The sequence below is a fragment of the Frankia sp. AgKG'84/4 genome (assembly GCF_023242965.2).
Lineage (GTDB): Bacteria > Actinomycetota > Actinomycetes > Frankiales > Frankiaceae > Frankia.
In genome coordinates this window covers 1-21,963 of sequence record NZ_JALKFU020000024.1, presented here as the reverse complement: position 1 = coordinate 21,963, position 21,963 = coordinate 1, and the positions used below count along the sequence as shown (strand labels likewise).

Genomic DNA, 21,963 nt, shown 5'->3' with positions numbered 1-21,963 from the left:
GTCGGTGTGCTGACCGGCGCGCACGGCGTCGACCTCCTCGGCCGGACCCGGCACACCCACCTGCTGGCCAGCGTCGCGGACCTACCCGACCTCGTCCTCGGCACGGTGCGCCGGTAGCGGCGCGCTGGCCGGCCGGAGCGCCGCCCGGCGCGCCAGGGAACCGAGCGAGACCAGCGCCCAGGTTCCTTCGAGCAGCAGGAAGCCCCACTCACGGCCGAGGAGCGCGGTGGCGGCGAGCGTCGCCGAGCCGACCGCGTTGGCGAGGAGGTAGCGACGGCCGCGCTGGTCGACCTGGCCGAGCAATGCGCCCGCGAACGCGGCGAGGATGAGCAGCGAACCGGCGACCTGGACAACGTCATACATGTCGATGCACCTACCGACACCGTCTTGTCGCTGTCCGGGTACGGCGTGCCTCGTCCGGGACGCCGGCATCCGCCCAGCGTCACACGCCCATGATGGCAGGCCGCTGGCAGTACGCAAGCCCAGCGGCGCGCCCTGGGCATCGCTGTGGGGGACAGGATCGAGGTGACCGTTCGCGCCGGGGTGCTCGAGGCCCGTGCCGTCAGCCGGCGCGGCCGCGAGACGCGGATGCGGATCAGGACTGGTACGGCTGTCTCCGTAGCTGCCAGACACGCACGCCGCCGGCCACCTGGACAAGGGCGAGCAGTGCGATCTGCAGCCTCTGGCTTCGCGTCAGTGTGGCGGCTGCGCCGCGCCCGTCGCCGGCTGTCGTTGCGGGCCGGCGACGTTGCGTCCAGGCCGCCTGAACAGCGCGAGGTAAAACAACGCGTACACCGTCATGCCAAGGGCGAGGGCGCCCGCGAAGCCCAGGTCACTCGACCCGAAGAGGTGGTTCAGCAGCAGCGAGGTGGCCACGAACGCGGCAGCGGGTACACCACCGCGCAGCCACGGACTGGCACTCTGCAAGGGGGCGGGTCGGGCGAGACAGGCGCGCAACTGTCCACGTTCTTTCCTGGGTCGGGACATACCTTTGTGCGCCGCGGCGCACTCGCCGGCGTACCCGGCGGATGGCCGCGGGCCGGGACATCCGGGCCGGGACATCCGGGCCGGGACATCCGGGCCGGGACATCTCAGTGCACGGCGAGCTCGCCGAGGTCGGACCAGTCGACGCCGGGAGCGGTGGTGTTGATGATCTTCGGCGTTGAGGCCAGGTGCGGTGGCAGTTCGCGGCGGGCGGTGGCGAAGTGCTCGGAGGTGACGTGCGCGGCGCCGGCCGCCTCGTCGCGGAACGCCTCGATGAGGATGTACTGGGCGGGGTCGTCGAGGCCGCGCGACCACTCGAACCACAGGCAGCCCGGTTCGGCGCGGGTGGCCGCCGTGAACGCGGCGGTGATCTCCGGCCACCGCTCGACGTCCTCGGGCTTCGGGCGGAACTTCACCGTGATGACGATCATCGTTGATCTCCTTCGTCGGGGCGCGATCCTCATGATGCCCGGGACGGTGCGCCCGGCGGCGTAGCGATACCGTACGATCACCGCGAAGGGCTGAACACAGGCGGTAGTCGTCGCGCGTGCGTCGTGTTCTCGGACCGGACCACGCGGCGGTCGGCCGGCCCGGTCATCGTGTGGCGTCGGGGGACGGTGTGCGGGTCTCGTTTTTCATCTGGCCTGTTCGGCTCACGCTCATCCGTGTTGTGCTCATCGGGCTCGCGGGTTATCTGCTGCGGGTCGCGGCCGACGCGGGGCAGGGCCGGGCGGTCGGATTCCTCGTCACCGTCGTCACGCTGGGGCTGCTCCTCGGCGGGATCCTGACCTGTTTCGAGCAGGGGGTTCTTGGCACGGCCGCCGAGACCTTCGTGGATCTCGTCTGTTTCGGCGCGGGCATGGTGGCCGCCCGGCTGGCCCACCAGTACGGGAAACCGTGCGTGTCCGGCCACGTCTCGGTGTGGACGTTCGCGGCGTTCGCCTTCCCGTTCGGATTCCTGCTGGCCCGGTCGATGTTTGGCCGCGGGCTGGACGCGAAGGTAACCCGCATCCGTTCCGACCTCGCCACCCACCCGACCGTCGGGCGTTTTCTCGGGCCGGTCGTCGGCCCGCCCACCGGGCGCGGCGAAAGCCCGCTGCGCCATCTCTCCCTCGTCGAACGAGGCATCGGCGTCGCCCTCGGGCTGCCGCCCTACATCCTCACCATCTATCTACTGTTCTCCGTGCTGGGCGGACCGTGGCTCGTGCACACCTCGACCGTGCTGTCCCCGCTCGCCGGCGTGCTCGGCTCCTCCGAACAGGCCTCGCAGCTCGTCCGGGGGCTAGCCGAAGCCGTCGACACGACGGTGCGCAGCGACTGCCTGCGCGGCCTGGGCCCGCCGGGACGGCACTGAGGCCGCGCGGGTCGCGGCGATGGCGCGTCGACTGTCGAGCTGGGAGATCCACGCGCGTGGTCGACGAGTCGGTGAACACCCGGTGAAATGGTAAAGATCGGGTCAGGTCGGGCATCAGCCGGGCTGCGCTGGCGCATACGGTGTCGCGATCACACCGGTTCGAATCGCGTCCGCGGGGTCTGAGGTGGCAGGGTGGGCTGGTTGAGCGCCGGCAACGTGATCGCCGTGCTCACCGCGCTGATCGGCCTGGTCGCGTCGTTCGCCGCGGTCTGGTATGAACGCCGGCCGCGGCGCCGGCTGATCGGCTACCGCGTCCAGATGGCGATCCGGGTCGGCAATGGCAGTCGGCGCCGGCGGACGCAGGCGGCCTTCGGTCTACTCAACGACCTGCCCGGTATCTCGGATGCATCCCTCGTCCTGCTGCGCATCGAGAACTACGGCGCGCAGAGCATCGTCGAGTCCGACTACACCAACAGCGGGCCGTATGGGCTCACCGTCGATGCCGCCGATCTCTTCGTCCGCAGTGTCGTCGTCATTCCCGACGCCGGCCAGGAACACCTCCTCGGGCATTTCACCGACCCGGACAGCATCAGCTACCGCGACAGCAGCATCCAACTTCCGCGCGTTCCGCTGAACCCCGGCCAGCACTACAAGCTGCTCGTACTCCTCGACGGCGACGGGTCCGGCGACGACATACGGATGCGCGGCGGAATCCGCGACGGCGGGATCGTCGAGACCGAAAGCATCTCGGTCGACGACCGGCCGCCGAAGTTCAGCCGGCCGGCCCGCCTGATCACGGTGCTGCTCACCGCGTGCGTCGTCATCCTCGCCGCCATCATTCTCCTTCCCGGCCACACCCGCGGACCCGTCGGCTGCGCCACCGGCGCGCTCACGGTGGCGGGTTCCACCGCGTTCGCCCCGGTCGCGAAGGTGGTCGCGGACCGGTACGAGGCCGACTGCCCCGGTTCGACGATCACGGTGGCGGCGCAGGGCAGCGAGGCCGGGCTGCGCGACGTCGCCGTGTCCGCGCCGACGAATCTGATCGCCGTCTCCGACGGTCGCGTGAACGAGGGCGGCAGCCCCGACCTGTGGGGGCAGGCCGCGGCGTTGTCGACCTTCGCGCTCGTCGTCAACGACCAGGTCGGCGTGCGGAACCTGACACCTGATCAGATACGTCGGATCTTCTCCGGCGGCGTGAGCGACTGGAGCGGCATCGACCCGGGCGCCCGCGGCCCGATCCAGGTCCTCAGCCGCACGACGGACTCGGGTAGCCGGATGGCCTTCGACCGGCTCTTCGTCAGCCCGTCGTCGCAACTGGCGAACAGCACGGCGGGCTGCACCCGCGAAAGCTCCCCGGACGTCGAGTTCTGCCTGCTGGCCAGCACGAACGAGGTCGTGTCGAAGGTCGCGGCGTTCCCGGGTGCCATCGGCTTCGTCGACCTGCGCGCGGCCAGAAAGGTGGCGAACGCGCACACCGTCGCCATCGACGGCCACCAGCCGTCCATCCATGACAGCGCCTACCCCTTCACCGAGGTCGAGTACGCCTACACCCACGGCCGGCCCGCCCCCGGCTCCCTGGTCGACTCGTTCCTCAACTACCTGATCACCGGCCCCGGCCGCAGCAACGTGATCACCGACGACGACCAGCCCTGCTACACCCCCGACAACCTCCCCCGCTGCCGCGGCTAGCTCTTCCCCTCGGCGGCCTTCGCGACCAGGACGCCGGTCGTGACTCGACAGCCGCGACTCGGTTCCCAACCGTCATACAGGCCGTGCGCGAGTCTGTGGATAATAACTGGCGTGGCCAACGAATCCGCCGAGGTTTTTTTGCTTCCCATGCCGCGGCGACAGGAGTGGCCCGACGGGGCCATCGATGTGGCCACACTGCTCGGCAAGGGCTGGCGGCCGCGTCCTTTCCGGCAATTCATTCTCAAGGTGCATAGCCGCTGCAATCTTTCCTGTACCTACTGTTATGTCTATCACATGGCTGACAACGGCTGGCGGAACCAGCCAACGGTCATGTCGCGGGAGACCCTCGCGGCCGCTGCGGGTCGGATTGCGGAGCACAGCCGGGACCATGGACTGCCGGTTGTGCGGGTGGTGCTGCATGGGGGCGAACCGCTCCTCGCCGGCAAGGAGTACATTGGGCACCTTGTCGGCGTGTTCCGTGATGTCATGCCTCCTGGCTCGACCGCGCAGTTCAGCATCCAGACAAATGCCGTGCTGCTTGACGAGGGCTTTCTGCGGACGTTCGCCGAGCTTGACATCCGGGTTGGTGTCAGCCTTGACGGGGCATCCGCGGTCCACGATCGGCGCCGGGTGCACGCGAACGGACGAGGTAGCTACGACGAGGTCGCCCGGGGGGTCCGACTGCTGGCCTCCCCGGCCTACCGGCGGCTGTTCGGTGGTCTGTTGTGCACAGTTGATCTCGAGGCGGACCCGATCGAGACCTACGAGGAGCTGCTCTCCTTCGAGCCGCCGGCGATCGATCTTCTGCTGCCGCACGGACACTGGTCCGGGCCGCCGCCCCAGCGTGTGTCGCGGGCGGACGTGACGCCTTACGCCGACTGGCTCATCGCAATCTTCGACCGTTGGTACTCCGCATCCAACCCGCCTGACGTCCGGCTGTTTCAGGAGATCGTCTATCTGCTTCTCGGTGGCGCCAGCAACACCGAGTCCGTCGGCCTGACCCCGTCGACGCTGCTCGTGATCGAAACCGACGGCACGATGGAGCAGGTGGACACGCTGAAGTCGACCTACGAGGGCGCGTCAGTAACAGGGCTCAACGTCGTGGACCACTCCTTGGACGTCGCCCTTCAGCATCCCTCCATCGTGGCCCGCCAGCTCGGCCTCGACGCGCTGGCGTCCACCTGTGGGGATTGCCCCGTGGTGATGGTCTGCGGCGGTGGGTACTACCCGCATCGGTACCGCAGAGGTGTCGGGTTCCGTAATCCCTCCGTCTACTGCCCGGACCTTCTGCGCCTCATCCAGCACATCCAGGACCGACTCCGCAGCGACCTCGCGCGTCTGGAAGACAGGCGCCGTACCTGATGCCTGCGCAAATTTCCTTCTGACCGGCAAAGTAGGCGGTTCACGCTCATGCTCTCATCCAGGCCAATGAGCCCTCGGGTGGATTGGACGTGCACATCTTCTGGCAGCAAGCTGTCGCAGGCCTCTGGCTTGGTGGCGCCTTTGTCCGCTACCGGACGCGATGGGGCGGCGCGCGAACCTTGATTTTGGCTGTGGGACCCGGTTGGATGGCCCGGTGATATTCGCCCGGCTCGATCGGTGACGGGCTGCCAAGGGGGAGACGGCATGGAAAAGACCGACGACATCGTATCCGAGATGGTGGATCTCACTCGGGTGAATCTCGACGACCTGGTCCTGAGTGACGCTGGCCTGGCTGGTGAGTCCAGCACGGTACTGGCACGCTCACTTCGCCGTCTTCTCCGGGATGTCGACGCGCCCGGTGAGGCGCTGGCCGGATTTCAGTCAAGCATCTGACGATCCGGTGTTCGCCGTGGTCGGAGTCCCGTGACCACCAGATGGTCGGCGATCGCGGGTGATGGGCAGCCGGCTGGGCATGTACTCCCCCGATCCGAATTCGATCTTCTTGCCGCGGGTGCCGGCCATGGCCACGGAGCACTCCGAGCCGGCCAGCTCAGCAAGCGGATCCTGCTGTCGCGGTCGATCGTCGACATCTCGCATCGCCGGGACGCGCCGCTTCGGGTGGAGCTCGCCGACGCGTTCGCCCTGCTGGCCGCGGCCCAGAGAAAAGACCGCTCCGCGGTCGAAGCCGTACTCCTGTCGCCGCCCGTAGGCACCTGGGCGACGCTATGCCTGCGCCAGCTACGCGGGCTCATCGACGGTGATACCCAGAACGAGGACCACAGCCCCTACCTCATCGGGCTGGCGGCCGCTGCGGCGGTCCGTACCGGTCTGGACGCCGAGATGACGCTGCGTCCCGTCGGTGGCGGAGTGCTAGTACCGACGATGGGCATGGTCGTCGTGCCGCACGACTGCGGTCCGGTGCGCGCCCGGTGCCGCGGTGGTGCCCTGGAAATCGACGGCATCGGGCGCATCGACATGTCCGCGTCCAACGGTCCGGACACCCCCTTGTGGCGTCCGCTGCGCCGTCTGTCGAGCTTCGCGGGTGGACAGCGGATCAGTGTCGGGTTCGATGACCTGGATCCCTACCGAGATGGAGAGGGTCTGCCGGTGGCTGGCCGGCACAGTCCGGCCGAGATGGCCGTCTGGCACGCCCGGCTTGACGCGGGGTGGCGTCTGCTCACCCGGGAACACCCCGACCGGGCGGCGGCTATCGCGACGGGGGTGCGAACGCTGGTGCCGCTGGTGGCTAGTGAGCGCGCCCCCGAGCTGTCCGCGAGCTCCCGCGACGCGTTCGGAGCCGTCGCGCTCACCTGCCCTGCCGACGGACTGACAATGGCAGGCGCACTGGTGCACGAGTTCCAGCACACGAAGCTGTCGGCGTTGCTTGATCTCGTGCCGCTGCACGAACGGCCGTCCGCTCGGCTGTTCTACGCCCCATGGCGCAGCGATCCGCGGCCGCTTCCGGGTCTACTGCAAGGTGCCTATGCGTATCTCGGGCTGTGCGACTTCTGGCAGGTGCATCGTCTGTCGGCGACGCGGGAAGGAGCGCCGCTGGCCGAGTTCGAGTTTGCTCGATGGCGCGACCAGGTCTGGCAGACGGTGGGCACCTTGGAGTCGTCCGGCGAGCTCACCGCCGAGGGTACCCGATTCGTCAGGGGCATGAGAGCGCGGATCACGACGCTGCGCCGCGTTGCGATACCAGCGCGATACACCGCATTTGCTCAAATGGCCTCGGCGGATCATCGGATGACGTGGCGCCTGAGGCATCTGCGCCCGGATTCGGCCAACGTCGGTGAGCGGGCCGACGCCTGGCTGACCGGAAGTGCCTGTCCACCCACCCCGGCCGCGCCGGCACAGATGGTCGCGGGCGCCCCAGCCTTTCACCTGACTGGCCGGATCAGACTGGCTCGACTGGGTGCCACCGCTCCCGAAGAGTTCGACCGGTACCGGGATGACCCGGGGCGACTGGCCGCCCTCGCCACTCCTGCCACCTCAGCTGATGCGCGGTACATCTCCGGTGACGTGGATGGGGCGTTCGCCGCATATCGGGAGGAGATCATCCAGGATCCCCGACGAATTCCCTCGTGGACGGGCCTAGCGCTGGCTGGCCACGAACTGGCCGACGCCAGCGGCCTGAGGGTGCTGGCCACCGCGCCCGAGGAGCTGCTCGCGTTGACAACCGAGATCGTCCGCCGGACCGGCATGACACCCGATCCGGCCCGCCTGGCAGCCTGGCTCGCGGGTGGTCACGAGCAGGGAAACTGACCCCTGGCAGATGGCCTGTCGGCACCTCGGCAGGCCATCTGCCCACGGATCAGAACGGCGACGGCTCGAACACGAAGTCGAGTCGATTGCCTCTGGCCATCTCGAGCACATCGGTGTGCTCCGCGCCCAGAGCCTGCCGATACCGCGCGAGAGTCTCGCTCGCCAGGACGTCCGCCTGCCGCCCAAGACCAAGCAGGCGCAGGTCCAGCGCCAGGTTGGACGCGCACATCAGCGTGTGTGGATGTTCCGGGCCAAGAATCCGGGTGAGCAGGGGAAGGGTCTCCTGGTCCAGTTCTCGGGCCCGTTCGACATCACCGAGATCGGCCACGGCGGCGGCCAGACTGGACTGGCAGGTAAGCGTGAGATGGTGATCGGCGCCGAGGGCCCGGTCCAGCCCCGCGAGAGCCTCCTCTAGCTTGTCTTTGGAGTCCTCGATGAGGCTCATGTCGCCGCTGTCCCGGCCGATCTGGCGGCGAATGACGGCGAGATTAAGAATGCTCGCGTGCGTGTATGGGTGATCTGTGATGAGTACCCGACGGTATCCTTCCACGCTCCGCTCGATGATTTCCGCCGCCGCTTCCAGTGACCCTATCCGCCGCAGCGAGTTTCCCAGATTGACGGCTGCGGCGAGGGTATCTGGGTGATCAGCCAGGAAGTTCTCCACATAGCGTTGGTGTGTGTCCCGCGCGAGCGCGAGCGCGTCCTCGAAGTCGCCATCGAGGCGTCGGGCCACGGAAAGGTCCTTGGCCTGCAGCAGCACCCAGGCGTGATTCTTTGGTAGCACCTGTTCGGTCAGCTGCTGATACAGCTGATATGCCTGCTCGGCGAGGCCGCGGGCCTGTCGATACTTCCCTGCCTGACGCAGGTCGCGTGCGACCGCGTTCAGCGAGAAGATCACATACAGATCATCGTCGCGGCCGTAGAAGTCCCGTCGGTCCTGCAGTGTCTTCTCGTCGAGTGCGCGCGCTCGCTCGTAGTCGCCGGCCAACTCGTAGTCGACCGCGAGGTTGTTGGCTGCCAGAAAGGTGTCGGCATGGTCGTCGCCAAGAATGTCGCGGAGCCTGGCGAGGATTTCCTCATCCAGCACGCGAGCACCAACAAAGTCACCGCGTACCCGGAGGTCCGCGCCATGGCCCAGGGTGACGAACAGAGTCTCCTGGTCGTCCGGGCCCAGGGTGTGCCGCATCTGCTCCATGGTGTGCCGGCGTGACTCATAGGCCTCTTCGTACCGACCGAGGCTCCACAGGGCATCCGCCTTGCGTCGCGCGGCGATGAGCGTGTTCCGGTCCGGTTCCGCCTCGTTCTGTTTCCCCCAGATCGACAGCGCCAGCTCTGCCGATTCGATGCATCCCGTGGTGTCACCCACATTGTAGAGATAGCGGATTATGTTGTTGAACAGTCGGCGGACATCCGGATCCGGACTCTCCACCACGGACGACGGTGTGACGTGCGGCAGCAGGTTGTCGTAGGCCGGCCACTTCTGTACATCGTCGGGATCATCCGGGTCCGCCACCCGCAGCAGTCGGTGCACCTCGTCGCGGATGAGGTCGGTTTCCGCCGGGCTCAACTCGTCACGAATGAGCTTTTGGATCAGGCGGTGCACCTGGAGGGTCTTGCGATTGTTGTCGATCCGGGCGAGGGCATACCGGCCGAGTTCGCGCATCGCGCGGCTGACCATGATCGGGTCAGCCAGTGCCTCGCGCAGCGGAGAGTCGAGAACGAAGCGCCCCAGGATGAGGAGATCCCGAGAGATCGGCTCCGGGCCGAAAAAGGCGCAGCGGCGCAGCAGCTCCATGGCGAACGGCATCTGCTCGCGCAGCTGCGTCACGGAAAGGCTCCACGCGGCGGCGACTGGAACCGGGTAGTCCGAGGGCGGGTTCTCGGCGAGCAGCTGTGCTGACTTCTGGTTCAGTAGGTCCAGGTAGTCGGCGACGGCCATGCCGGTCTCTGCCTGAAGGGCCCCGGCCTGCTCGAGAGCGAGCGGAAGATCCCCCAACGCCTCGGCGAGCTGATCGGCTTCTTCCGGCCGGATACCCTGAACCCGGCGGTGGAGGAACTCCAGACTCTCGGCCCGCCTGAACACGTCGACCTCAACCGTGTCAGCCATGCTCTGCCAGCGATGGTTTCGCGAGGTGACGAGAACGTTCCCGGATCCGTGCGGCAGGAACTCCCGGATCATCTCCGGCTGGTCGGCGTTGTCGAAGATGAGCAGCCAATTTCGGTACGGCTCGCCGCGGCGAAGGGCGTCGAGCACTCCGGCGACGGCGTCCTCGATGCGGCCGGGGGCCACGGTGAGACCGAGGCGCGGAGCAAGCGCGGCCAGCGCTGATCGGGCCAAAGCGGTCTGGTCTGCGGGGACCCACCAGACCACCTGGTAGTCGCTTGCGAATCGGTACGCGTATTCGATGGCGAGCTGGGTCTTGCCGACTCCGCCCAACCCTTGTAGGGCGTGCGGCAGGACGGCGGTGACCTCGGAGGTCACTCGTCGTCGTAGCTCGCTCAGTAGGGTTTCCCGACCGGTGAAGTTCTTGTTTCGCTGGGGAACGCTTCCCCACACAACTGGCACCGCCCGATTCGGGACGGCGCCGCCTGCTGCCCGCGTTTCTGTCACCATGCCCCTGCCCGGCCTTCTTTCCGCGGTCCTGCTCAAGGGTCCCGTTGCCACAGTCTCACATAAGTCTCCATCCATGCTGCCTTACGTCTCGGCTCGCGCCACAATCTTCTGGCGGGAGCGTCGCGGCTCCGGCCGGTACGACCCGCACATCAGTTCGCTGACCTGCGTCTTCGCCCGGCCTCACGGTCCGGCCGGTGTTGATCGGGAGCGGAAACCCAACGTGCTGCAAACCGTCGGAATACGGCTTCTGGTCTCGGGGTTCCTGGCGCGTTGCCGTGAGCCAGCAGAGCGTCGCGTCCGGCCGCATCTGCCGTGCATCATTGGGCGGAGGCCGTCGTCGACGGTGGTCCGCGCTCTCCGGGGTGCGGTGGGGCGGCCCCGCGAGGCGGACCGGTGTTCGACATAGGAGATTCGCGCACAGATGTGAGAAAGTTGGGATCCGGACCGGATGATAAATGGGGCGCGCGATGAACGAGCGGGACTGGGGACGCCTCGTCGACCAGCTCAAGAACGGCGACTGCACGCCGCTCGTCGGACCGGGTGTGGTCGGTGGGGGTTCGCTGGCCGCCCCGCGTCGGACCGAGGGGTGCGCGGCGATCGAATACCCTTTCCGCGACCGCGCCGACCAGCCGCAGGTCCTGCATTACGCTGACCTTGCGGGCGACCGGTCCGGATCTCTACGTCAACGGGTCGCCAGGTCTGTTCAGGACAGCAGTCCACCCGACTTCGACGTGCCCAGTGAGCCGCACGCCCTGCTAGCCCGACTGCCATTGCCCGTCTATCTTACGACAAATCCTAACAGTTTCATGGGGGATGCCCTGAGCCAAGTCGGGAAACGACCCCGGCGCACGATCTGCCCGTGGCACGGCAACGTCGCCGCAGGCCGGGCGAACAGTCTCGCCGAGCCTTTCCCGAACCCTGAGGAGCCGGTGGTCTACCACCTGCACGGATCCGCCGAGGAACCCGCCTCGCTCGTCCTCACAGAGGACGATCATCTGGACTTCGTGATGAACCTGGCGATGGATCGCGGTGCCGACGACCAGCAGATAATTCCCACCCACATCCTGCCCGCGCTGACCACCCGGCCGCTGCTCTTCCTCGGCTACAACCTGGACGACTGGACCTTCCGGCTCCTCTTCCGCGGGCTGCTACGCACGTTCGCGTCGGTCGAACCACGGCGACATGCCAGTATCCACCTGACGCGGCCCGTTGGTGGGAGCACGGAGTATGAGCGGCGCCGCGCCGAGGACTACGTGCGTGCCTATTTCGGCCGATGGAACGTCGCGGTCTACTGGGGCACGACCCAGGAGTTCTGCGCCGAGCTGGTCGACCATCTGGGCTGGTCCTGATGGAGAGCGCGTCGCCCTATGTCGGCCTGCGATACTACGAGACGGACGACCAGCACCGCTTCTACGGGCGGGACCGAGAGGCCCAAGAGGCCCGCGCTCTGTGGCTGAGTAACCGGCTCCTGATTGTCTACGGCCAGTCCGGCGTCGGCAAGACGTCGCTCCTGCGCGCCGGTGTGGTCCCTCGGATCAGCCAGCGGGACGCGAACCTCCTACCGGTGAGCCGGATACCGCAGGGATCGGCCTTTCCCGCGGCCGTGGTGCCCCACCACAACCCGTATTCGTTCGCGTTGCTGTCGGCCTGGTCACGGGAGGAACCACCCACCCTTGCTGCCGGGATGCGCGTCGCGGAGTTCCTGCGCGGTCTTCCCGAGGTGATGGACCGCTACGACACGCCGCTGCCGCTACTCGTCGCGATCGACCAGTTCGAGGAGCTGTTCAGTGACCTACCACACCGGCGGGTGTATCGGGAGGAGTTCGTCGAGCAGCTCGTCGAAGCGGTCGAGGCGCTACCCCGACTGCGGCTGTTGATCGCGATTCGCGAGGATTTCGTCGCCAAACTGCTGCCATACGAGGCCACCCTGGGTCAGCATGGCAGGGCACGATTCCCGGTCGGGCTGTTGGGCAGTCAGGCCGCGCTGGAAGCGGTGACGCGGCCGTTGGCTTCCACCGCCCGGTTCTTCGCGCCCGGGGTGGCCGAGAAGCTCGTCGACAACCTACGCACGACGGTGATCAGCAATAGTCTGGGGGAGATCGGAGAGACCGTGACGGACACGGTTGAGCCCGTTCACCTGCAAGTTGTCTGCTCAGCGCTGTGGGAGGCGCTGCCAGAACCGGTCCGGGAGATCTCCCTGGGCCATCTGCGTGACCATGGAAACATCGAGCGCGCCCTGACCGACTTCTGCGCGCGCACTGTCGCTGAGGTGTCAGCCCGGCACGGTGTTCCCGAGCCCGACGTCTGGGAATGGCTCATCCGGGAGTTTGTCACCGAGATGGGCACCCGGGGAACTGTGTATGAGGGAATCAGCACCGCGGGTGGCATGCCCAACGAGGTGGCACGCGCACTGGAGGAGCGTCACATCCTCAAGGCCGAGCGTCGGGCTGGGTCACACTGGTTCGAGCTTCTGCACGACCGTCTGATCGACCCGATCCGACGCGGGAACCGGCCATGGTCCGCCCAGACAGTGCCGAACCCCAGCCCGGCGGTCTACCTGCGTACGGCGGAGGGCGCGCTGGCAGATGGTGATCTGGAGCTGGCGGAGAAGTACGCAGGCGAGTCGATCGTCTTCGGTGGGGATCGGGCCGATCCTCGTACTCGAGCCGAGGCCGAGGCCTTCCTGGGTGGCCTCGCCGCTCAGCGCGGCCACCTGTCCGATGCGCGAGCGCGCTATGCGAGCGCGGCGATGCTGTTCGACACCCTTGGAGACCAGATCGCCGTCGGACGCGTGCAGGCGACGATCGGGCGGCTGCTGTCCACCGCCGGACGTAACGCCGATGCGCTGGTAGAACTTCTGGCTGCCTCGGCGAAGCTACCGGGTGACGTTGAGCTACGGGTGGATCTCGCCCGGGTGTACACGCGGGTCGGCCAGCATCAGGCGGCGCTTGGGGTGCTGGGTGGCGCGCTGACGATAGCTCCCGCTGATGTCGGCGCCCTCCTCCTACGCGGATGGATCGAAGCCACTCACGGCGATCCGGCCTCAGCCCTCAAGGATCTCGAGAACGCAGCCCGGCTACGTCCGGCACTCGGCGACGACGGGGAGGTCGGCGCCGCCCTGCAGGCGGCCCGGGCTCGCCTTGACGCCTCCTGACGATCGGCGTGGGTAACCGTGTTTCTCAGGGGTTTGCCGGGGGTGCGCCCGCGGCCGACGTCGGGCCGTCCTCCGTCAGAAGGTCCAGCAGGTAAAGCCCGCGTGCGCCGCCAAGGATCACCTGGTCGCCGCTCGGCGTCCAGGCACACGCGTGCAGGCGCGCGTTGAGCCTGATCATGGCGGCCAGGGTGCCAGCATTCGGATCCCAGATCCGCACCGTGCCGTCCCGGCCGGCCGCAGCGATCCAACGCCCGTCAGGCGCCACGGCGACAGCTGGTACGTCGTCGGTGTGGCCGGCGAGGAGGACTTTCTCGACGTGTTCCAGCGGATCCCACACCCGCAGTGTGTGATCCCGTCCGACGGAGGCGAACCAGGACCCGTCCGGCGCCGTCGCGAGATCGACAACGCTGTCCACGTGGCCGCCGAGCAGCGCCATCTGTCGTCCGGTGACCGGATCCCACACGCGCACCGTCGCGTCAACCGACCCCGAGCACAGCCAACCGGCGTCTGGCGCGACGGCGAGCGCCGACACCTGACTGGTGTGCCCGGCGAGCAGCTGGAGCTCTCGCCGGCCAATTGGGTCCCAGACCCGGACGGTGCCGTCTGTCGCTCCAGTCGCCAGCCACGAGCCGTTGGGCGCGACCACGATTGCCGTCACCCGGCCGGCGTGACCCGCGAGCGCCGCCAGCTCCCCGCCGGCCGCAGGATCCCAGATCCGCACGGTGCCGTCTGCCGCGCCGGCGGCCAGCCACGCGGAGTCCGCTGCGATGGCCAGCGCGGCGGTGCGTCCGGTGACCCCGTCCAGCACCGCGCGTGCGGTTCCGGTGGCGGTGTCCCAGATCCGCACCGTTCCCTCCCCGTCAGCCGACGCCATCCAGGTTCCATCGGGCGCTATCGCGAGGACGTCGACGGGCGCGGTGTGGCCGGCCAGCGGAGTCAGTTCGATGCCGGTGCGGGGGTCGAACCGGCGTATCGCGCCGTCTCGGGTTCCGGTAGCCACCCAGCTCCCGTCGGGCGCGACGGCGATCACCGCCACGTCGGCGATGCTGCCCACCGGGATGGGGCGGCGGGCACTGCCGACTGCCGGATCCCAGATCCGCACCATGCCATCGCCGCCAGCGGACGCCAGCAGACCGCCGCTGTCGGCCACTGCCAGCGCGACGAAGCCGGGGGGATGGCCGGTGAGCGCCGCGCGTTGGTAGCCGGCGCGCGGTTCCCACACTCGAACCGTGCCCTCCCCGTCCGCCGAGGCCAGCCAGGTGGAGTCGGGTGCGGCAACCAGGGCCGAGACTCGGCCGGCGTGACCGGCAAGGACGTTCAGCTCGGCACCGGGCAGTGGATTCCAGACACGCACGGAGCCGTCTCCCCCGCCGGAAGCCAGCCAACTGCCGTCCGGCGCCGAGACGAGCGCCGATACCTGGCCGACGTGCCCGTCCAGGGCGGCGAGTTCGCCGCTGCTGGTCTGATCCCGTACCCGGCTGGCCGGGTCCCAGACACGCACCACGTGATCGCCGCCCGCGGACGCGAGCCAGGAACAGTCCGGGGCCACGGCCAACGCCGACACCCATCCGGTGTGCGCGGCAAGCACGGCCAGCTGAGTTCCATCCAGCGGGTTCCAGATCCGCACGGTGCCGTCCGATCCGCCGGAGGCGAGCCAGCTGCCATTCGGCGCCACCGCGAGCGCGGACACCCAGGTGCCGTGCCCTGTCAGCGTGGTGCGCCGGCCATCCTCCCGGTGCCAGATCCGTACGGTGGCGTCCAACCCACCGGAGGCGAGCCAGGAACCGTCTGGAGCGATCACCAGCGCCGATACCCGACCGGCGTGCGTGCCCAGCACGGTCTCAGCGCCAGCGTGAACGTCCCACACACGTACCGAGCCGTCCCGGCCCGCCGAGGCGAGCCAGCTTCCGTCCGGCGAGGCGACGAGCCCGGACACACCGCCCGGATGGCCTGGCAGCGTCGCGCGTTCCAACCCGGCCCGCGGGCTCCAGATGCGCACCGTCCCATCTCCGCCGCCGAAGAACTCACCTCCGCCACCCGATGCGAGCCAGGATGAGCCGGGTGCGAGAACCAGGGCGGTGACCTGTGACAGGTGGCCGGTGAGAGTACGAGCGAGGGCAGGGTCCGGCTGATCGGGGAGCGGTGGGACGGTGGGGCGCAGGCTCGGCCTGGCGAGATCCTCGATCAGCTCCTGTGCGGCAGTGGTCAGTACGTCGACTCCCGCCGCGTAGACGGCCAGCGTCGCAGCGGCCACCGCGGGTTCGTCCGCCGCCTGGTGCAGGTTCGCCGTCTGGCGCGCCAACCGTCCCAACGCCTGTGCGGCTGGGTCCTCTGGCAGGAGTGCCATGTCCGCTTCGAGCATGACCGAACCGAACATATGGATCTTTCCGGCTGCCCAGCGCAGGTCATGGGCGAGCGCGACGAGCTCACCGTGTTCGCCGGCTTCGTCCAGGTGCAGCGGCAGGTTCTTCCACAGGTAGAAGTTGGACCGGGGCAGGCGCCACCACGGCACCCTATGGCCGCCGCGCGGCGGGTTGTCTGCCCGATCGCCGCTGGCGAGGATCGGCTCGGCCAGCTCGGCGCGGTAGGCGGCCAACAGGTCAGCGTGGGCCGACCGCAGGCGGGGGCCGACCCGGTCTCGGATGTATCGGTGCATAACGTCGTGCAACCGCACCCCCACCGGGCCGCCAGCGTCGCCCCGGACCTGGCGAATCAGTGACAGCTCGGCGAGGCGGTCGCAGAAGCGGCCCGTCCGCCACGGTAACCAGCCGGCGGTGTACCGCCACATGACCTCGAGTACTTCCAGGGGAATGACCGTGCCCCGCGGGAACGCGACCAGCTCCAGGTAGCGGTCGAGTGGGCTGCCGGTGTCAGTGCCGGGCTCGCGTAGCAGCCGGAGGCTCGCCTCCACCGTCGCCGCGATGGCCTGAGCTCTACCGAGCTCGTCGAAAGCGGTCGGACCGGCTTCGTCAAGGTCGCGGGTGGCCTCCTCGACGGCGGCCACCACCGGCATGCCGGCACTGATCCGCAGGTAGAGGTGTCCGGCAATGAGACGCAGCAGCAGTGGCCAGCGTCCACAGCGTTCGGCGAGAGCCTGCGCGTCGGGGGCGGAGAGCTGCTCGACGCGGCCCATGAGCAGCGCGACGGCCTGGTCAAGCTGCATGAGATCCACGGTGATGGTCGAGCAGTCGAGCGGCAGAGTGGCTCGATCCCGAGTGGTGACGAGCCGGTGGCATCTCACTCCCCCCTGGCGGAACGGCGTCAGCTGTTCCGGGGACCAGACATCGTCGATGACGAGAAGGATGCGCCGATCCGCGAGCAGCTCGCCGAGTCGCATCCCGGCCTGCATCGGGTCGGCGGACGCGGGATGTTCATCGCCCAGCCGTCGGCTGAGGCCGTTGATCTTCTCCGCGAGCTGGGCGTCGGCGAGGTCCTGGCCGACATCTGTCCAGAGCACCCCGTCCGGAAAACACAGCCGCACCTTGTCGTGCCGGCAGGCCATGAGCGCGAGCGTGGACTTGCCGAAACCCCCGGTGCCGTGAACGCCGACCACGTCGGACCGGGCTCCGCTGTCCGAACCGGCGCCCGGCGCGGTCAGCGCGTCCACCAGTCGGGTGAGGAGCCTCGGACGGTCGACGATTCGGCTGGTCAGGTCCGGCACCCAGTAGATCGGCCGGAACTCCTCGGCGGGAGCGACCGCCCGCACCATCTCGCGTCGCCGCCTCGCCTCGCCCAGGGAGAGCAGCAGCTCCCGCTCCAGCTCGGCGGGCGTGGCGATCCGCTTGACGGTGATTCGGGACTCCGCGAGAAGGCGCTGGCGAAACACCTCTTGGCGTTTCCAGTACAACGGGTCGTGAAAGAGTCTGCGCAGCCCGACCGTACGAGACTCCTCCAGCAGGAAGACCAGCCTTTCGATGCCCAGCGCCGTCGCCGTATCGAACTCCAGCTCGGTGTAGGAGACCTCCTCTCTGCCGACGACCGGCGAGCCGTAACGGAAGCCGATGATTCCGACGTAGAGCTCGCAGTCCCCGACCCGTCGACGACACATTTCCGCTGGGTCACCGTCCTCGGCGGCGAACCTGGACATGTCAATCGGCACGTGCTCGAGGCGTATCACCGCGTCCTCGGCGGCCTGGACGAATGACCTGTCCTCGGGTAGTTCCCGCAGCTCACTCGTGTGGCTGAGAAAAACGCGCCACGCTGTCATTGCCATCCGATCCCCCGACTCGGCCTCACGGCCACAGTACCCGGGATGTCGGCAGGAATCGGCTCCTGCCAGCGAGCGGGGGAGTTGTTGCGCCGCAGCGGATTCGGCCGTCGGACAGCACCGGACAGGTCAGCGGGCGCCCGGTCGAGGTGATCGTGCTCGAAGACGGCGCGGACGTGTCGTGAACGAGACGGCGCCAGGTGCGAGACGCGGTGACGTCCGCACGCTCGGCCCCGCGGAGAGACCTCCGCGGTTACGCCGGTGGCGATCGCGGCGGCTGGTCACCATCGAACGCTTTCGCGGAGCGCGCTGCCCATGTTGGCTGCTAAGACTGGCCAGCAGCAAGGACTCGGGCGGCGGATCGAAACGAGGAGACGACGGTTGTCCACGATTGACGAGTCCACCGGACCGGCGGCGCCCACTCCGCGAGCGAACGTGACCACCGACGTGACGTCCCGATCAGGCCGGACGGCCGTGCAGACCCGGCTGGCCGCGTCGGTGCGGGCGACGGGGGAGGGGCATCGGGTCACGAATCTGGAGTTGTTCTTCGACCTTGTCTTCGTCTTCGCGTTCACCCAGGTCAACGAGCTGGTCGCGGAGGAGGGGTCGGTGCGGGCCGCGCTGCGGGGAATCCTGCTGGTCGCGATCCTGTGGTGGGCCTGGTGCAGCTACGCGTGGCTCGGTAACCAGGCGCAGGCCGACGAGGGCGTGCTGCGCACGGCGATGATCATCGCGATGGGCGCGGTGTTCGCGGCGTCGATGGCGATCCCGGAGTCCTGGCATGATCTGCCGGGTGGGCTGTCCGGGCCCCTCGTGCTCGCGGTGGCGATCATCGTCGTCCGAAGCCTGCATCTGGTCATCTACGCGGTCGCGGCCGGTACCGACTCCGGGCTGCGCCGGCAGCTGGCCCGCAACGCCGCGCCGATGGCGATCATGGCGGTGCTGCTGGTGCTCGGCGCGATGTCGCACGGTAGCCATCGGACCGTGCTGTGGCTGGTCGCCCTGGCCGTCGACTACTCCGGGACGTACCTGGTCGGCGCGTCCGGCTGGCGGATGCCGGCGCCCGGCCACTTCGCCGAACGGCACGGGCTGATCGTGCTCGTGGCCCTGGGGGAGTCGATCGTCTCCGTCGGTGTCGGCGCCGGCCGCGCCCCGGTGAGCTGGCCGATCCTGCTCATCATGGCGCTGGGGCTGGCCATCAACGTGGCCCTGTGGTGGGCGTACTTCGACGTCGTCGCGCTGGTCGCCGAGCGGACACTGCAGGCCCGCACCGGCGTCGAACGGGTGTTGCTGGCCCGTGCCTCCTACACCTACCTGCACTTTCCCCTGGTGCTCGGCGTGCTGACGACGGCGCTGGCGCTGCAGATGACCGTCGAGGAGGTCACCTCGGCCGAGCACAGCCTGACCGACACGCCGCACACCCTGCCCGGCGTGTGCCTGGCCGCCGGCCCGGCGCTGTACCTGGTCGGGCTGAGTGCGATCCGCTGGCGCGACCTCGGCCGGCCCAACGGGGGCCGGCTCGTCGCCGCCGCCCTGCTCCTCGCCCTGATCCCGGCGCTGCTGGCGCTGCCCGCGCTCGGCGCCCTCGGTCTGACGGCGGCGGTGCTCGCGGGACTGATCGGCGTCGAGGCCGTGCGGCACCGTGCCCTGCGCGACGTCGTGCGACATGAGGAGAGCGAACCCGCGGCGCCCGCCGGCGGGTGACGGCGCCGCGTGCTCGCAGGCGAGCGCCCCCGCACTTCTCGGAGTGGGATTCGGGGCGGTCAGGAGGGGACGCGGTAGCGGAGGTAGACGACGCCGTTGGCGAATCGGTGCTCGTCGAGGAGTTCGAGGCCGGTGCGGATGCCCGCCGGCAGGGCCGGTGTGCCGCCGCCGACGATCATGGGCCACACGAACAGCTGGTATTCGTCGACCAGGCCCGCGGCGAAGGCCTGGGCGGCCAGGTTCGCCCCGCCGATGGTGAGGTCGCTGGTGGCTTTGGCTTTCAGTTCCCGGGCGGCGGCGGGGTCGAAGCCGCGTTCGAGGCGGGTGCGGGCCGTCGACACGGTGGTCAGGGTTGTGGAATAGACGACCTTGTCCGCTGCCTGCCAGATGCTCGCGAAGTCGGCCCTGCGGTCGGACGCCTCGGCGAGGGTGGGGTCGGTTTCCCAGACGGACATCGTCTCGTAGAGGCGCCGTCCGTAGAGGAACGTGCCGAAGGATCTCAGCAGGGCGGTCGTGGCCGCGAACACGTCGTCGTCTGGCTCGTAGAGGTCGAAGGCGCCGCGTTCGTCCTCGATGTAGCCGTCGAGGGATGCGTTGGTGAGGTAGACGATCGTGGCCATGCGGCTTCTTCCTGTCGGTGCGCTCGGCGGCCTGGACCACCTGCCCCGATCGCCTCGTCAGACCTACGGGATGCCCGCTCGCGGGTCAAGCGTGAACCGTGCGGGCGAACGCGCCGACGAGTCAGCCCGGCGATCCCGTCGCTGACGGCGGTGTCGGCGCCGCCCTGGTCGACCGCGCGGTCGGCGGGGTGGGGGACACTGCCGGGCATGGTGCCTCCGTCGCGTCACCTGTTGCGGGCCAGGGACCTGGCCGATAGTCGATATGCGGAGCCGTTGACCGTCGCCGACCTGGCCCGCGCCGCCTGCCTGTCCCCGGCGCACTTCAGTCGGGAGTTCCGCCGGGCGTTCGGCGAGTCCCCGCACGAGTACCTGCTGACCCGTCGCCTCGAACGGGCGGCGGCGCTGCTGCGCAACACCGACCGGCCGGTGACCGAGATCTGCTTCGCGGTGGGCCTGACCAGCCTCGGCTCGTTCACCACGAGTTTTCGACGGGTCTTCGGCGCGAGCCCGTCGACCTACCGCGCGAGCTTCCCGCCCGCGCGGCGGCACATCCGGGTCCCCGACTGCGTGGCCCGCGCCCACGGCCGGCCGCGGAACCGCACGTTTCGAGAAGCCGAGCGGCCGCCTGGGTCATAGCGTCGCGACCGTCACCGAGTGAAGGGTCACGATGATCAGAGTTGCCAACGCCCAGTTCTGGGTGCACGACCAGGACGAGGCACTCACGTTTTACCCCCAGCGGCTCGGCTGGGAGGTCCGCTCGGACGTGACGGTGCCGGAGTGGTCGTTCCGGTGGCTCGTCGTCGGCCCGCCCGGCCAGGACGGCATCGGCCTCGTCCTCATGAGTGTGCCGCAGCCGCCGATGTACGACGCCGACACCGCGGCGCTCGCCGACCTGGTCGCCAAGGGCGCCGGCGGAACGCTCTTCCTCGAAACCGACGACTGTCAGGCGGCCTACGACCAGCTGTCGGCCCGTGGCATCGAGTTCAACGACCCGCCGACGCCGCAGCCGTATGGCATCGACACGTCGTTCCGCGACCCGTCCGGCAACAGCATCCGCCTGACGCAGGTCCTCGAGTTCTCCCTGGACCGCCGCTGACCCGCGGGCGCCGCGGCGACCAGCGATGTCACACCGTTACCACCAGATCGCCGAAGCAACCACTGGCAGCTACGGCCGCGGCGAGCGCGAGCCGCACCGGCCACCTACGGCACCGTGGGTGACCACCATCTGTGCCCACTGTCCGTACGTTGCCTGGGAGAGGGGCTTCCGGGCCTGCTTTGCCGGGCTGTGCGTCCGATTTATCCCTACAGAAGAGGCCGATACCGCTTCAGCCCGCGCAGCCTCGCGCGAACTCGCGCAGCCTCGCGCGAACTCGTGGCAGAGGGTGATGTCGAGGCGGGCGGGCGGGCGGGCAGGCGGGCCGATGGGCCGACGGGTGGATGGGTGGATGGGCCGATGGGCCGACGGGTGGACGGGCCGACGGGTGGATGGGTGGATGGGCGGATGGGTGGATGGGCCGACGGGTGGATGGGCCGACGGGTGGATGGGTGGATGGGTGGATGGGTGGATGGGCCGACGGGTGGATGGGTGGATGGGTGGATGGGTGGGCGGGAGCCGCCGAGAGCACCGTCGTGGCGATCGCGGTGGTTCGTCTGCGCGGACAGTGCGAACAACCGCGCTGAACGAACAGACCCCGACGGCACCCGACCCGCGGATGCACGAGGCCGCCTAGCGGACGAAAGCCGCCGGGTCGAGGTGACGTAGCAGGTCGGGGTCGGTGTGGACGCTGATCGCCGCGATGCGCCCGCCGTGGACCGTGAAGGCGAGGACCGCGACGACCGCCTCGCCGCCCGGCACGACGGCGATCCCGGGCAGACCGTCGACCAGCGCCGGGCGGCCATGCGGCGCCATCGGTGCGAACGTCGACACCCGCGCGGCCACTGCCCGGGCCC

The 21,963-nt window shown here is 68.9% G+C and carries 16 protein-coding genes, 1 pseudogene and 1 riboswitch; of the genes and pseudogenes, 10 read left to right on the top strand and 7 right to left on the bottom strand.

Going from position 1 to position 21,963, the window contains the following annotated elements:
• Positions 1-81: 81 nt before the first annotated feature.
• The 3 genes from MXD58_RS03740 to MXD58_RS03730 form a co-directional block, all read right to left on the bottom strand.
• Complete coding sequence (locus tag MXD58_RS03740) at positions 82-363, bottom strand: CBU_0592 family membrane protein (protein WP_248837987.1); 282 nt, start codon at positions 361-363, stop codon at positions 82-84.
• A 13-nt stretch (positions 364-376) separates the two neighbouring features.
• Positions 377-446: riboswitch (guanidine-III (ykkC-III) riboswitch) on the bottom strand.
• A 247-nt stretch (positions 447-693) separates the two neighbouring features.
• Positions 694-957 carry a hypothetical protein gene (locus MXD58_RS03735; protein WP_250609039.1) on the bottom strand — a complete coding sequence of 88 codons (264 nt, stop codon included), beginning with the start codon at positions 955-957 and terminating at the stop codon, positions 694-696.
• 134 nt (positions 958-1,091) lie between these two features.
• The gene (locus tag MXD58_RS03730) at positions 1,092-1,415 is read right to left on the bottom strand and encodes a putative quinol monooxygenase (protein ID WP_248837989.1); all 324 of its coding nucleotides are present in this window, start codon (positions 1,413-1,415) and stop codon (positions 1,092-1,094) included.
• A gap of 188 nt (positions 1,416-1,603) precedes the next feature.
• On the opposite strand from MXD58_RS03730, the gene MXD58_RS03725 reads away from it, so the two are divergent.
• From MXD58_RS03725 to MXD58_RS30570, 5 genes are all read left to right on the top strand, one after another.
• Positions 1,604-2,338, top strand: a complete 735-nt coding sequence (locus MXD58_RS03725; protein WP_250609038.1) for a hypothetical protein — start codon at positions 1,604-1,606, stop codon at positions 2,336-2,338.
• A gap of 192 nt (positions 2,339-2,530) precedes the next feature.
• Positions 2,531-4,027 carry a PstS family phosphate ABC transporter substrate-binding protein gene (locus MXD58_RS03720; protein WP_248837991.1) on the top strand — a complete coding sequence of 499 codons (1,497 nt, stop codon included), beginning with the start codon at positions 2,531-2,533 and terminating at the stop codon, positions 4,025-4,027.
• Between the two features lie 111 nt (positions 4,028-4,138).
• On the top strand, positions 4,139-5,389 hold the full coding sequence (locus tag MXD58_RS03715) for an FxsB family cyclophane-forming radical SAM/SPASM peptide maturase (protein ID WP_248837992.1): 1,251 nt from the start codon (positions 4,139-4,141) through the stop codon (positions 5,387-5,389).
• A gap of 264 nt (positions 5,390-5,653) precedes the next feature.
• Positions 5,654-5,842 (top strand): FxSxx-COOH cyclophane-containing RiPP peptide, encoded by a 189-nt coding sequence (gene fxsA / locus MXD58_RS03710; protein WP_248837993.1) that lies wholly within the window; start codon positions 5,654-5,656, stop codon positions 5,840-5,842.
• A 30-nt stretch (positions 5,843-5,872) separates the two neighbouring features.
• Positions 5,873-7,714 carry an HEXXH motif domain-containing protein gene (locus tag MXD58_RS30570; protein ID WP_248837994.1) on the top strand — a complete coding sequence of 614 codons (1,842 nt, stop codon included), beginning with the start codon at positions 5,873-5,875 and terminating at the stop codon, positions 7,712-7,714.
• 49 nt (positions 7,715-7,763) lie between these two features.
• On the opposite strand, the gene fxsT is transcribed toward MXD58_RS30570, so the two are convergent.
• Positions 7,764-10,328: an FxSxx-COOH system tetratricopeptide repeat protein gene (gene fxsT, locus MXD58_RS03700; protein ID WP_248837995.1), complete on the bottom strand. Its 2,565-nt coding sequence runs from the start codon at positions 10,326-10,328 to the stop codon at positions 7,764-7,766.
• A gap of 467 nt (positions 10,329-10,795) precedes the next feature.
• On the opposite strand from fxsT, the gene MXD58_RS03695 reads away from it, so the two are divergent.
• Both MXD58_RS03695 and MXD58_RS03690 read left to right on the top strand, forming a co-directional pair.
• A complete protein-coding gene (locus tag MXD58_RS03695; RefSeq protein ID WP_248837996.1) occupies positions 10,796-11,677 on the top strand; it encodes an SIR2 family NAD-dependent protein deacylase in 882 nt (293 codons plus the stop codon).
• On the top strand, positions 11,677-13,482 hold the full coding sequence (locus MXD58_RS03690; protein WP_250609037.1) for an nSTAND1 domain-containing NTPase: 1,806 nt from the start codon (positions 11,677-11,679) through the stop codon (positions 13,480-13,482). The genes MXD58_RS03695 and MXD58_RS03690 overlap by 1 nt, the downstream gene beginning before the upstream one ends.
• A 25-nt stretch (positions 13,483-13,507) precedes the next feature.
• Here MXD58_RS03690 and MXD58_RS03685 read toward each other — a convergent pair whose 3' ends face one another.
• Entirely contained in the window at positions 13,508-17,695 is a 4,188-nt protein-coding gene (locus MXD58_RS03685) for a DUF4062 domain-containing protein (protein WP_248837998.1), read from the bottom strand.
• Between the two features lie 375 nt (positions 17,696-18,070).
• Between MXD58_RS03685 and MXD58_RS03680 the strand changes: the two genes are divergently transcribed.
• Positions 18,071-19,393, top strand: coding sequence for a low temperature requirement protein A (locus MXD58_RS03680; protein ID WP_248837999.1), 1,323 nt, complete (start codon positions 18,071-18,073; stop codon positions 19,391-19,393).
• 59 nt (positions 19,394-19,452) lie between these two features.
• On the opposite strand, the gene MXD58_RS03675 is transcribed toward MXD58_RS03680, so the two are convergent.
• Complete coding sequence (locus MXD58_RS03675) at positions 19,453-20,013, bottom strand: dihydrofolate reductase family protein (protein ID WP_248838000.1); 561 nt, start codon at positions 20,011-20,013, stop codon at positions 19,453-19,455.
• A gap of 207 nt (positions 20,014-20,220) precedes the next feature.
• Between MXD58_RS03675 and MXD58_RS03670 the strand changes: the two genes are divergently transcribed.
• Together MXD58_RS03670 and MXD58_RS03665 are read left to right on the top strand one after the other, a co-directional pair.
• Complete coding sequence (locus tag MXD58_RS03670; RefSeq protein WP_248838001.1) at positions 20,221-20,649, top strand: helix-turn-helix domain-containing protein; 429 nt, start codon at positions 20,221-20,223, stop codon at positions 20,647-20,649.
• A 31-nt stretch (positions 20,650-20,680) separates the two neighbouring features.
• Entirely contained in the window at positions 20,681-21,109 is a 429-nt protein-coding gene (locus tag MXD58_RS03665; protein ID WP_248838002.1) for a VOC family protein, read from the top strand.
• 630 nt (positions 21,110-21,739) lie between these two features.
• On the opposite strand, the pseudogene MXD58_RS03660 reads toward MXD58_RS03665, so the two are convergent.
• Positions 21,740-21,963: pseudogene (locus MXD58_RS03660) on the bottom strand (RNA polymerase subunit sigma-70); the annotation flags it as partial.